Origin of the sequence: Kriegella aquimaris (assembly GCF_900103215.1) — a bacterium.
Classification (GTDB): domain Bacteria; phylum Bacteroidota; class Bacteroidia; order Flavobacteriales; family Flavobacteriaceae; genus Kriegella; species Kriegella aquimaris.
Map to the genome: position 1 here is coordinate 1 of NZ_FNGV01000007.1, position 12,691 is coordinate 12,691.

General features: G+C 38.3%; 10 protein-coding genes. 2 read left to right on the forward strand and 8 right to left on the reverse strand.

Translation table 11 applies throughout. The annotated features are described in order from the left end of the window. Positions 1-120: 120 nt before the first annotated feature. From BLS33_RS14165 to BLS33_RS14185, 5 genes are all read right to left on the reverse strand, one after another. Positions 121-828 carry a FadR/GntR family transcriptional regulator gene (locus BLS33_RS14165; protein ID WP_089890512.1) on the reverse strand — a complete coding sequence of 236 codons (708 nt, stop codon included), beginning with the start codon at positions 826-828 and terminating at the stop codon, positions 121-123. 368 nt (positions 829-1,196) lie between these two features. Beyond that, positions 1,197-1,430: an SDR family NAD(P)-dependent oxidoreductase gene (locus tag BLS33_RS14170; protein ID WP_089890514.1), complete on the reverse strand. Its 234-nt coding sequence runs from the start codon at positions 1,428-1,430 to the stop codon at positions 1,197-1,199. A gap of 9 nt (positions 1,431-1,439) precedes the next feature. Further along, positions 1,440-1,790 carry a cupin domain-containing protein gene (locus BLS33_RS14175; protein ID WP_089890518.1) on the reverse strand — a complete coding sequence of 117 codons (351 nt, stop codon included), beginning with the start codon at positions 1,788-1,790 and terminating at the stop codon, positions 1,440-1,442. A gap of 8 nt (positions 1,791-1,798) precedes the next feature. Then, a complete protein-coding gene (locus BLS33_RS14180; RefSeq protein ID WP_245731462.1) occupies positions 1,799-4,096 on the reverse strand; it encodes an alginate lyase family protein in 2,298 nt (765 codons plus the stop codon). Positions 4,097-4,132: 36 nt separating this feature from the next. Continuing rightward, positions 4,133-6,445: a chondroitinase-B domain-containing protein gene (locus BLS33_RS14185; protein ID WP_089890525.1), complete on the reverse strand. Its 2,313-nt coding sequence runs from the start codon at positions 6,443-6,445 to the stop codon at positions 4,133-4,135. Positions 6,446-6,619: 174 nt separating this feature from the next. On the opposite strand from BLS33_RS14185, the gene BLS33_RS14190 reads away from it, so the two are divergent. Continuing rightward, positions 6,620-7,585: a sugar phosphate isomerase/epimerase family protein gene (locus BLS33_RS14190; RefSeq protein WP_089890531.1), complete on the forward strand. Its 966-nt coding sequence runs from the start codon at positions 6,620-6,622 to the stop codon at positions 7,583-7,585. A 25-nt stretch (positions 7,586-7,610) separates the two neighbouring features. Further along, the gene (locus BLS33_RS14195; RefSeq protein ID WP_089890535.1) at positions 7,611-8,342 is read left to right on the forward strand and encodes a ribonuclease activity regulator RraA; all 732 of its coding nucleotides are present in this window, start codon (positions 7,611-7,613) and stop codon (positions 8,340-8,342) included. A 58-nt stretch (positions 8,343-8,400) separates the two neighbouring features. On the opposite strand, the gene BLS33_RS14200 is transcribed toward BLS33_RS14195, so the two are convergent. The 3 genes from BLS33_RS14200 to BLS33_RS14210 all read right to left on the reverse strand — a co-directional run bounded on the left by BLS33_RS14200 (position 8,401) and on the right by BLS33_RS14210 (position 12,644). Further along, positions 8,401-8,823: a response regulator gene (locus BLS33_RS14200; protein WP_089890538.1), complete on the reverse strand. Its 423-nt coding sequence runs from the start codon at positions 8,821-8,823 to the stop codon at positions 8,401-8,403. 6 nt (positions 8,824-8,829) lie between these two features. Beyond that, positions 8,830-11,496, reverse strand: a complete 2,667-nt coding sequence (locus tag BLS33_RS14205; protein WP_089890541.1) for a PAS domain-containing sensor histidine kinase — start codon at positions 11,494-11,496, stop codon at positions 8,830-8,832. Between the two features lie 347 nt (positions 11,497-11,843). After that, positions 11,844-12,644 carry an alpha/beta hydrolase gene (locus BLS33_RS14210; protein ID WP_089890544.1) on the reverse strand — a complete coding sequence of 267 codons (801 nt, stop codon included), beginning with the start codon at positions 12,642-12,644 and terminating at the stop codon, positions 11,844-11,846. Between the last annotated feature and the right edge of the window lie 47 nt (positions 12,645-12,691).

Consider the following 12,691-nt stretch of genomic DNA (forward strand, 5'->3'; position numbering starts at 1 on the left):
CCTGTTCAAACGAACGTTTGGACAAAGTGGAATTTTATAGTCCTTCAAGTATTGTTTCCCTTCAGATCATTGGTTCATAGAAAAATAAAAGTGTGCAATTTTATCTTTCCCTTGATCCCGTTATTCGGTTATGTTGTAACAGTATTGATATAACATTTTAAAATGGACCTTCATTTTTTCCTTGGCCAGTTGCGTGTTCTGTGCCTTGATGGCATCGAAAATTTCTTTATGCTCCTGTATGCCGATCAAGGCCTGGTCCTTATCGCAAACGTGATACTTTTCGAAATTGGTGATGATCTCGGGGGTGATGATCAGCATCAATGTATTTATCGTGCTGTTGCCGCTTGCCTTGGCAATTGCCAAGTGGAAAAGCAGGTCTTCCTGAACGGCATCCTCCCCGTTGAGCACCTTTTTGCTGTATGCGTCCAGGGCCTTCCCCATCTTTTCTAGATCTTCGCCGGTCCTGCGCTGTGCCGCCAACCGGACCGTTTTGAGCTCCAGTAAAATACGGGTCTCCACCAGGGACTTGAAATCGGGTTCCTCCAGGCGCAGGATATCCTCCATAATGCCGTTCATGGCTATCTGCCCTATTTCGGCCACGAAAGTGCCGCTCTGGGGCTTGGAGAATAACAATCCGTAGAATTCCAGTTTCTGGATGGCCTCGCGGACATTGCTCCTGCTTACCCCGAACTTTTCGGCGAGCATGCGCTCGGAAGGCAACTTGTCGCCCGGTTCAAGGTTCTTATAGTTTATCAGTTCCCGGATTTTCGAGATAATGGCGTTCTGGATCTCTTTATTTTCGTTATTGGTAAGAACTTCTAATTTCATACGCTAAGGGGGTCTTTTTTTAAATTGGTCGACCGGATTGGTCTGTTAAAATTAGAAAAATAAACGGCCTGGAGAAAAAATAAACTCTTATCAAAGAATTTCAGTTTCGTTTGTTAAATACCGATCGATTCAAAAGAATTTACCGGCCCGGTCAAGACCGGTAAATACAACAACTCAACAACTCAATTTCGCTCGCTACGATCGGCAAATTGCCGATGTGATAATATAATCGCTATGGCCATACAATTAGTAACTAGAATTAGGATTTATAAGTATAGGTATTGACAATAGGTAATTGCAACTTGAATCAAATGACTTGGTCCCTGATCCAACTCCAGATTCTATTGATTCCTCTAATTCTAATTCGTTCATACCAAAGGCAACGTCTCCCAATTTTTTTCTAATAATGACATACCATCTTTTACAATAATTCCCTCGCCGCCCATAGCCTTGATTTCTTTCAAAGTTTCTTGCGCATTGGTTTCATTGTTCAAATGATTGATAGCAACTTTGGCACCTTCATTGGCCAGTTTTAATGCTATCGCCCTACCGATGTCTCTTATGCCGCCAGTAACGACAGCGATTTTTCCTTTTAAACTTATGACTTGTTCTTATTTAGTCATAAAATCTTCACGTATAGGACTGAAAACGTCGATTAAAATACCCGCTTTTGTACAGGTAGCTCCATGGAGTGCGTGTGGTGGAATATACACTGAATCACCACCTTTTACTGTTTGAGTTTCACCTGCAATCGTAAATTCAAACTCACCACTTGCTACATAGGTCACTTGTGAGTGATAATGTTCATGCTCGTAACCAATTCCGCCTGTGGCAAAATCAACTTTAACCAGCATGATTTTATCATCATACCCCATTATTTTCCTTTTAACCCCTTCTCCAACTACTTCCCAATCTTGATTTTCATCCAATAAAAAATCTTTACTCGCTCCAAATGTTGCCATGTTCTACTTTATTTATTTAAGTTACTATAATGATAAGGGCCCGTCCATCGGTACTCCTTATCGTCTATTTTTAATTTATGTTCTTTTGTTTGAGATGCATCTTCATTAGAAAGAATAAACAGTTGTAGGTTGCCCTCAACATCTTCTATGGTTAATGCCGTATAATTTTCGTCGTCATATCGCACTTTTACTTCCGCTATATTACTATTTGAATTAAGCGCCAGTTCTGAAACCGTACTATAGCTTCCATGTGGTTCGATAACGGAAACGAAAATGGTATTTTTTGATTTTTTTCTTCGAATTATAAATGCTGCATCTCTTCTAAGGTTGAAGTCGGGATCGTTTGCGCCTATTCGGGTAAACAAAAATTCATCGGTCTTATTTACGGTAGAGGTTAAGGTGTAGAATTTACCTGCGTTCAACCATAATAATTTGGCATTGTCCGAGACTGGTTTGCCTTGACCTTCTAGCCATAAATGTTGATACCCATTATCTTTCCCAAGTACATTCAGTGTTGCTGGAGCAGTATTTTCAAAATTTACCTCAATCATTTGCCCCATGAAATGGAAAGGGAGGTCATATTGATTTTCGCTGTCCGACTTTATTTTCATAATGTCCAAAACAAAGGGTTTTTCGAAATTGGCGGACTTTATCATCGCCATGGTGCGATGTATTTCCGTACCGGGATAGGCATTCTTTTCTATCGTACTCACTACTTGTACTTCGCTATTTGCCGTATCGAAAAAATAAAGTTCAGAATGGTGTTTACTGCCAATCTCATACTCTCCTTTAAAATGGGAAACCTCATTCTGTATCAGTGTGTTGTGGGCAATAGACTGCTTGGCATAACTTTGATTTTCCTTCAAATAATTTCCACCCCCTTTTTGCCCGATATTAACAAATCGAGCCAAGCCATAATCTTGCAAAAGTTCATCGCCTTTTTCAAACATTGAGAATGATAGTTTATCATAATGGCCGTGACTTAGGCCTTGAGCGGCATATTTGAAAACCAATGTTAAATCTTCGTTTCCGTATCGAAGTATGCCAACCCCACCTTGCTTTCCGTCGGAGCCATCAGTCAGATTTATCGATTTTTTCACAAAGGGTTTTGCTTTGCCCTCACGGATGCCTATTGCAACCGCCAACCCGGAATCATCAAGTAGAACATGCCCTTGTTTTTCCGCAATGCTTAAAAGCTGAGGATTTTTACCTCCAAATTTATAAGAGATATCTACAGCGGTTATTACTTCTCTTGAATAATACGACATTCCTTTTTGGCCATCGTTGAGCGGAAAAAACTCACCATCGGCATCTGAAAGGTTGATTAGTGCATTCACTGATTTCAACAAAACACTGTCTTTGTATTCAAAGATCTTTATATCGGGGCGCACATTATGTAGGCCTTGGGCAAATATCAAAAATGGGTACATGGCGTACCGCTGATAATAAGGCCCTTCAGTATAGTATCCTTCAGGAGAGAAAGGGTCGTCTACATTTGCCAAGAAACCCGCTTTACCTTCGGTATAGATGAGTCCGCCATCATTATCTTTTGCTTGTATATCTATTTTCGCATCTTTTATACCGTATAGGGCACGTTGAATTAATTCATCATCGTTCATAACCAAACCAATCATGCCTACGGCAGCGTTGCCCCAAGTACTGTGATTGTGCACTCTGTTATAAAATTGTGGATTTTCTATGGAGATAAAATCAGCAAAAGGTCTGAATAAATTTTTCTCCAATTGTTCGCGTTCTTTTTGTGAAAGGTAATCGTAAACACAATCATAGGCTTGGCTTACGTACACCAGCCAATTTGAATCATTCAAACATTGCCAAAAAAGTTTTCCTCTGGCGTAAGACCTTTCTTTTGGGTGTACGGGTAGGTCTTTATACATGGCTTCATATTGAAACAGCATATCACGAACATAAACAGCATATTTCTCGTCTTCCAATAGTTGATAAAGTATTCCTGCCATTTTAAGTGTAAGGAAGTTTTGTTTATGACGTAAATGGGTATATCCACCCGAGAAATCTTTTGGTATCGGCGTGTCAATGCCTTGTGCAATTTCTTTATCTACATCTTCTTTAACGTTCTTCAGTGATGTATCAAATAATGGAACTTTGCCTAATTCCTGTCTGATACTTTCTACACCAGCCTTAGTTAGAATGAGTTTTGGATGGTCGCCCGCACTTACCGTTTTTTTGTCAACGTGCACAGTAGTTGCTTGTGCTTTACAGCCGATAATCATAAACATAAATAGGAATGCTATGATTGGTATTGATCTCGACTTGTTGTTTGATTTCATATTTCGTTTTTAGAAATTATTTCTAAATCTTATTTGTTAGTACATTAATTTCATCTTCAGGTTTTGTTCAACCTTAATCTGACCTGAGTTTGTAATTTGATTATTGGCATGTGAATTATTTTTCGCTCCCCAAAGTAATGCTACTAATTTTACGGGATTATTTTTAAAAGTATTATTTGAAATATCAACATTTACGATGCCTCTGGTGTTTAACAAGATTCCGTTTTCTTCCTTAGATCCGCAATTTGAAAAGCTAGAGTTTGTCACCAATAAATTTCCGCCAATTGTTGATTCATCATATCCGCCTCTATAATAATCTATCACATTTTGGTTCACATTTGAGAACTTACAGTTTTCAACAGTTAAAAACTCTACGTTGTAATCCCCTTTATCGTTTGTTTCTTCGGATAATTCTATACCGTTTTCACAATTGGTGATAGCCGTATCTTTAAAGGTGATTTCTTGAGCAAATGTTTGTTTATATGCCTTCAACACATAATTGAAATTGTTGATATCGCAACTTGTTACCGTTAATCCAAAGTGATTTGACATATTTTCTTTTAGGTTCGAAAAAGCCTTTTGTTTCCCGTTTCCTGTAAGCGACACATTTTTAATATGTAAGATTCCGTAAGGATTTAATTCAAATAACGGCGTATTGCCTGCTCCGGTAAAAATGATTTCAGCTTTGTCGTTTTCTTTTGATTGAATTGTAATTGTTTTATCAATTGCAATAGATTTTGACAAATAGTATTTTCCAGGATTTAAAGAGATAATATCTCCCGATTTAGCGGTAGTTATTTTAGTTTCTAATTCTCCTTTAGTTGTTGTTACTTCTATAACATTAGGCGGTATGGTTTCTACGACATTAGAATACCAATCAGCTCCGTATTTAGTTTTATCTAAAATGTTTGTGTCTTTCAATTCACCTTGAACTGTTGCCCCAATTGCATTTTTATTCGCTCTAGAATTCCCAAAAAGATCCTTTGTAATTGTTTCAAACCCAAAACCTTGATAAATATCAAATTCCCCTGTTAATTTAGGTAAATAAATATGCTCACCAATTTTTGTCAATTCAAATTCAGTTGCCTTAATTCTATCTGTATCACCAAAAGTCACACCTTGGTTATTGATAATGTTGCTTTTAAATTTAACTCCATCAGCCTTGTCGTGCTCAATAATTACATTTTTATCCCCTATTTTATTATAAATAACATTATTTGCAACTACAGTTCTAAGTGCTCTGGCCGAACGTATTTCTGATTCGGGAAGCACATCTTTTTGTTCAATATTCGTTCCCACTCCAAATTGCCATGGCGATTTACAATCTACATAGGTATTATAGGCAACCACAACATCTGTTACTTGGTTGTATCTATTTAATGGCGATTTTGGAATTCCATTCATAACCGCTAACGGACTTCTAAAGTTTTCACCAATAATCTTATAGAAATAATTATTAATAACCCAATGCCCGGTGTTTACGAGTCTTATTCCACCATAGTTTTTATTTACGCCATCACCAATAAAATAATTACCATCTATTATCGCGTAGTTGCCATGACGTGTTACAACAGAACCTTCACTTTTATAGAATACGTTATTTCTAATCTCATTAAAATTTGTTTTGCTAGAAATAATCTCAACTTCCCCATTACATTCCTCAAAAAAATTATTGGCGATAGTTGTATTACTTGGCGACATAGACGTGAAGCTGCTACCTAATTGAATAGTTTCACCTCTAGCGCCACCTTTTCGAGGTCTCGGACCAAAATGATTATTGACAATTTGATGGTAATTTCTAATACTTTGGTTTCCTTTTAGGTCTACCCTAAGTGTTGGGCCACCATTGGTTTTACCTGCAATATAACAATGGTCTAATGTATTGTGCGTTCCATAAAACTGTACCCAGAGATCATCTTTATCACGTTGTTGCTGATTGTAATCTAGAATTACACAATTAGTGACTCTAGAGTAGTTGGCTACTTTTTCTTCGTTTGTTCTAAAAGCAATTACATTTTTGGTTGGGGTATAACCATTTCTAAAATACAGGCCTTTAACGATTAAATAATTCCCGGCAATTTCTAAATTAGAAACCCCTTCAATAAATACTTTCCCGGGTGTTTCGGCCTCAATAGTAATTGGTTTGTCTTCGGTTCCTTCGCCTATAAATTTAATCTGAACATCTTTCCAGATACCATTGGCCAAAACTATATGATGACCAGCTTTAGCATGGGAAATAGCCTCATTTAGCTCATCGATATTGCTAACTTTAATAGTAGTCAAATCAGTTTTTTTACTCCAGGATAGAAGTAAAAAAAACAGAGATAGAATAAGTAATGATTTCTTCATTTTATAAATAAATACTTCGATGAGTGTGAATTCTCAAGACAGTTATTAGTGTAAAATAACTATAATTAAATAATTGGTTAACCAAATTGGTTTACCAAAAATAAGTATATTTGTAAGACTGGCAAATTTTTAACACAAATACAACCGATTAACAAGAAAAAATACCTCTTAAAAATGAAAAATAAAAGTTCAGAATTTTCAAGAAGAGAATTTGTGAAGCTATCGGCAACTGCGTTGGTTGCAACTCCGTTGATTAGCATTGAAAATCCGTTTTATAAAGGTCCTGTTCCATTGAAGGATGATATCGAAGTCCATATCTTTTCAAAGCATTTGCAATTTCTTGACTATAACGGTATGGCGGAGGCGGCGGCCCAACTAGGGTTCGACGGAATAGATTTGACGGTAAGGCCAAAAGGTCATGTATTGCCCGAGAAGGTCAAAGTCGATTTGCCAAAAGCCGCGTTGGCGATGAGCAAATTCGGGCTAAAACCCAGAACAATGACCACGAACGTTTTAGATGTTACGAATAAAGAACAAATATTAGTGCTGGAGACGGCTAGCAATTTGGGCTTTACCCATTATCGAACAGGTTGGCTTGATTACCCTATGGATAGGACCATCGCCGAAAGCCAAACCATTTTTGGTCAACAATTCAAGAATGTCGCAAGGCTCAACCAAGAGTTGGGGTTGATCGGGGGCTATCAAAATCACGCAGGAAACCATGTGGGCGCACCGATATGGGATTTGCCTCTCATTTTGAAAGAGACCGATATTGCGTATATGGGGTGTCAGTACGATATAAGACACGCGGTTGTTGAAGGTGGTGGCAGTTGGGAACTTGGTTTGCGACTGATACGACCCTTTATTAAATCGATAGTCATCAAAGATTTCAAATGGGGCACTGTTGATGGGAATTGGCAACCCATAAATACACCTCTCGGCGAGGGTATGGTAGACTTTAAGCGTTACTTTTCATTACTTAAAAAGTATGGCATCAATGTGCCTATATCGCTTCATTTAGAATATGACCTAGGTGGTGCAGAGCATGGGGCCTCCACGCTGACGATTGATAAAGAGACGGTTTTTAGCCGAATGAAAAAAGATTTAGACTTTTTAAGGGAAACTTGGCGTAAAGCTTAATATTTTAAATATACAGAAAATTGATATGGATGAAATTCAGAATTATATCAAAGAGAAATTGAAAAAAGTGGGTACAGCGACGATTGCTACTTGTCTTTTCAAGAGGGGTTTGAGAAATCAATTTATTCAAGGTGTCAAACCGCTTAAATTGAATAGGCCAACAATGGTGGGGGAGGCCTATACTTTGAGATATATTCCTGCACGGGAAGATTTGAATCCGATCGAGGTCTTCCGAGATCCCAAACACTTGCAAAGAGTGGCAGTAGAAGATTGCCCTCAAGGGTCTGTTTTGGTGATCGATAGTAGAAAAGATGCGAGGGCCGCTTCGGCAGGTTCGATTTTGGTCACGCGATTGATGGTGAGGGGAGCTGCAGGAATCGTAACCGATGGTGGATTTCGTGATTCGGCCGAAATTGCGGGTTTACCTTTTTCGTCTTATCACGTAAGACCATCTGCACCTACCAATCTAACACTGCACCAAGCTATTGCAATCAATGAGCCTATTGCTTGTGGTGATGTTGCCGTTTTTCCGGGTGATATGCTGGTTGGTGATGATGACGGGGTTATGGTGATACCTGCGGCTATTACCGAAGATGTTGCTGATGAATGCCTACAGATGAATTTGTTCGAAGCATTTGTGATGCAAAAAGTGCAAGGAGGAACATCGATTATTGGTCTTTACCCGTTGGTAGATAAAAAAATACGGGAAGAATTCGAGGAATGGAAACGCAATAGTGGAGATGGAGGTGATACCTAAAAAATTAGTGCTGCATTAACCGCCTTTTTGTTACTTATATGAAACGATCTGGCCGGTCTTATGACGCCTCTTTCTTTTCAGATAACAATGCCTCGATAATCGATTTCAATCGCACCGATCCCACTGGTTTTACTATATAATCGGAAATAGCACTTATTTTATGTGCTTTCGCAATATCTACCGGATCGAGTGAAGAAGAGACCATATATATGGTGATGTTCTTAACAACTTCGTCTTTAATTTTTAAGTATGCATCCATAAACTGAAAACCGTCCATGACCGGCATATCAATATCTAGAAAAATAACATCGGGTAGTTCAGAATCTTTATCAAGGTTGGCAACGATGAAATCGAGGACTTCCTCTCCATCTGAAAATGCCGTTATATCCATAGGCAACTGGGTAGATTCCAGTGTTTTGACCATAGTGAATCGATAGATTGAATCATCATCGACTATACAAGCTTTTAAAAGTTTTTTCATAAAATGTTAATTAAAATTTATGGTAAAGGTTGTACCCACATTTACTTCACTGGCTGCTGAAATCGCGCCTCCCATTGCTTCAATTTGGGTCTTTGTCAAAAATAGTCCGACACCCTTTGCATCTGGGTGCCTATGAAAGACCTTATTCAATCCGAACAACTTATGACCATGCCTCTCTAAGTCGATACCAAGGCCATTATCGCTAAACTTTAGAACTACCTTACCGTCTTCAATGAAAGAGGAAATAAGTATTTCAGGTTTCCGTTCATCGGATTTATACTTTATTGAATTTCCGACCAAATTAAGAAAAATACTTTCTAAATAAATCTTATTGTAGCGAATGTTGGAAATTTTGGAGAAGTCACTCGTTATTATGGCTCCTGACTTTAAGGTTTCACCGCTCAAAATTTCTTTCGTATTCTTAAGAACCTGATTTAGGTCAACATCTTCTAAATCTTCACTAGAATCGCTAATTTTAGTTTTTAATGCTTCGACCAAAGTGTTCAGTGTTAAAGTGAGGTGCTGAATGACCGTTTCAAACTTGTTGAACAAATCTTTACGTTCTGCTTCACCTTCCGTATAATTATAAATTTCTAACAACGAATTAAGATTGGCCACGGGTGCCCTCAAATTATGCGAAGTTATATGGGTGAAATCGGCGAGTTGTCTGTTCTGATCCGATAATTTTTGCGCTACGACTTCTAAATTATCTTTTGCCTCAATGAGTTTATGCTCGGCCAATTTTTGTTTTGTAATATCGCGTATAGCCGCGGAAACCAATAATCCTTCCTCTGTGTGAAGTGGGCTTAAACTTATTTGAATCGGTATCTCTTCTCCATTTTTTTTCAGACCGTACAATTCCTTGCCCTCACCCATTTCTCTAGTCTTTGGGGAATGGAAGAAACCATCGCGGTGTGCTGTATGTTTAGGGGTAAATCTCGTAGGAATTAAGATTTCAACCGATTGATCAAATAATTCTTCAGGTGTATAGCCGAATAATTTTTCGGATTGTTTATTGATAAGCTGTATTTTTCCTTTTTCATTTACGATTACCATCGCGTCTGGGGCAGACTCTAGAAGCCCCTTGAACTTCTTTTCAGCCATTTTTATTTCGGTCACATCTTGGCAAGTACCGATCATTTCTATGATTTCACCTTTCTCGTTGGCAATGACTTTTCCTAAAAGTTGAATCGTTTTTAATTTTCCGGTAGTAGTTACAATACGGTGCGTAATGCTGTCAAACCTTTTTTCGTTTGCGGCCTTGGCAAAATGTTGGGTAACTATTTCTTTGTCTTCTGGATGGACGAAACTAAAATAGGTGTCAAACTTCAGTTCAATTGTTTCTTGGTCAAGTTCAAAAGTCCTATAGAGATTTTGTGACCATTGTACCTTATCGATAAGGGTGTCCCATTGCCAATTTCCAATCAAACTAATCTGCTCGGCGAAATTTAGCAGCTCATTTTTTTTAAGCAGTTCATTCTCTACCTTCTTAATTTCGGATATATCATTCGAAACCGCTATAAAACCTTGATTCTTATTTTTCCCATTTTTAATTGCTGTGATATTAGAGAGAACCGGGACTTTTGAACCATCTTTTCTGCGATAGGTCCATTCTCGGGTATCGTTTAAATCCTCTTCAGGAATATCCACATAATGATCAAAGGTAGATGGGTCTTTGCCATATATCTTCGCCATATCATTTTTAAACTTAATGATTTCTTCTCTGAAAAGATACATTCCGGGTCTTTTTTGACCAACCACTTCTGCGGTAGAATAGCCCAATAAAACCTCTGCACCGTGATTAAAACGATTAATGATACCATTTTTGTCGGTAGTTATAATGGCCAAGGCTTCTGAATTGAAAATAGCTTGCAATTCAGAATGTGCTTTATTTAAGGCTTTTTCTGACTGTGTTACCTTATTGATGTCTTGAATTATACCAAAAAGCCGGCTATATTGACCATCGACCAGCTCGGGCTGGCCCACGACGCGTACCCAAGTGGGGTTGCCCTTGGCAGTAATGATTTCCAACTCTAAATCAAAAGGCGTACCATGTATCAGTGCATCTTTGACAGTGTTTATAAATCGAGTACGACTTACCCTTTCCTCATAGAAATTTTCAGAAGCCTTCAAAGTTGGTTGGTAATCGTTTGGCACTTCGTGTATTTCACGAACTATCTTACTCCAAAAGACTGTATTGGTAATGAGGTCCACTTCCCATGTTCCTATACGGGCAATCGTATTTGTTTTATCAAGTATTTTCTCGATTCGAGTTCTTTCCAACTCCTTTTCCTTTTGACGGGTAATGTCGCCGGTATGCATCAAAATGCCACCAATTTTGTTCTCCGTTATGAACCAAGGGCGAACATCCCAATAAATCCATTGTATAGAACCATCCGCACGTTGAAACATTGTTTCTTCGCAAATATCAGTAGCGCCATTGAGACATCGTTTGTGCATAGCTTTCCAGTCATCGCCAATTTCTGGGAAGATATCGTAATGGGAACGACCTATAATTTCTTTTCCTTCAAGCCCATAATCCTTTATCCATGATTGAGATGCGGCGATATAACACATGTTATTATCGACCATGGCCATTGCAGTAGATGCCTGTTCAATAAAAATTTTCTGATATTGCTCCTGTGAATCTGAATTGTTTTTGGCTATACTCAATTATTTAAATTTTGTAAGAATACTTTCTTAAGATAGTGATTATTTACCGATGAATGGTTAAACTTTGTCTTAGGATTTACGTAATTGAAGTAGAAAAGGACTACGAAGGATTGCATTTTTGCAAAATCAACTGTAGTATTCAATTATGAATTGATAGAGTTATCAATAAATATTTACTGCAATTTTGAAAATAAGCACTAGGTAAGGTCTCCCAACCGGGCTTCGGTCTTTGATTTACTGTGAACCGAAAAAAGAAAAACTGTAAGGTCAAGAACTGATTCTTGAAAAATATGTCGAATATAGCCGTCGGCACATACTAGGCTGTGAACCGTTCTATTTTTCTTTTGTTACGTTAATTGCGCATTGAAAAAAAGAAAACTGTCTTTCACATGTTCTGTCCAATAGGGCCATTCGTGACCGCCTTCAAATTCTTGATACGTATGATTTACATTCAAATCGAGTAATTCTTGATGTAGAATGCGATTGGCCTCCAGTAAGTCATCGGAAGTTCCACAGTCAAAACGAAGGGTTGGTATGTTGTTCTGATGTTTCTTAATGGCTTCGATAACAGCTGTTTCGGAGCCATTGATGGCATAAGAGCTAAGCGGTTCTTCCACAAAATCACCCATATCTTCAAATTTTGTGATGGCACTGTGGGCTGAAATGGCCTTGAATTTATTCGCATTTTGCACTCCTAAAAGCAATGCGCCGTAACCACCCATAGAGAGACCACCAATACAAAGCTCCGAAGTATTACTTGCTTGGGGAATATTTTCGATAATGGCTTTGGGCACGTCGGATACGATCCATGCTGCAAAGTCCTTTTCTTGATGTGTCAGATATCCTGAACCGTCGCCCCAGAGTCCATCCGAGGGCATGGCAATGATAGCAGGTCGAATGGTCCCAGCATCCATAAGTTTTTTTGCCGTTCGGTGTGCGCCTCCTTTCATGGCCCATACCCAAGCACTTCCATATACACCGTGTAAAAGAATATAAATAGGTAGATTGGTAATATTTTGGTCTACCTCGGGTACATAGAGACAAATATCGCCCCTGCCTTTCAAATTGTTTGTTTTTACCGTCAGAAACCGCAATCCCTCATTTTCATAACGGGCATCCGAAAGTTCTATAGTTCTAAAACTACTCATTTGGTTTTGCTATTTAGAATCAATCGGGTAAAAGAAATTGGTGTGAT

Bases quoted from the DNA above. Each gene is read 5' to 3' on its own strand.
- BLS33_RS14165 (WP_089890512.1), bottom strand. From the start codon at position 828: ATGAAATTAGAAGTTCTTACCAATAACGAAAATAAAGAGATCCAGAAC.
- BLS33_RS14175 (WP_089890518.1), bottom strand. From the start codon at position 1,790: ATGGCAACATTTGGAGCGAGTAAAGATTTTTTATTGGATGAAAATCAA.
- BLS33_RS14180 (WP_245731462.1), bottom strand. From the start codon at position 4,096: ATGAAATCAAACAACAAGTCGAGATCAATACCAATCATAGCATTCCTA.
- BLS33_RS14185 (WP_089890525.1), bottom strand. From the start codon at position 6,445: ATGAAGAAATCATTACTTATTCTATCTCTGTTTTTTTTACTTCTATCC.
- BLS33_RS14190 (WP_089890531.1), top strand. From the start codon at position 6,620: ATGAAAAATAAAAGTTCAGAATTTTCAAGAAGAGAATTTGTGAAGCTA.
- BLS33_RS14195 (WP_089890535.1), top strand. From the start codon at position 7,611: ATGGATGAAATTCAGAATTATATCAAAGAGAAATTGAAAAAAGTGGGT.
- BLS33_RS14200 (WP_089890538.1), bottom strand. From the start codon at position 8,823: ATGAAAAAACTTTTAAAAGCTTGTATAGTCGATGATGATTCAATCTAT.
- BLS33_RS14210 (WP_089890544.1), bottom strand. From the start codon at position 12,644: ATGAGTAGTTTTAGAACTATAGAACTTTCGGATGCCCGTTATGAAAAT.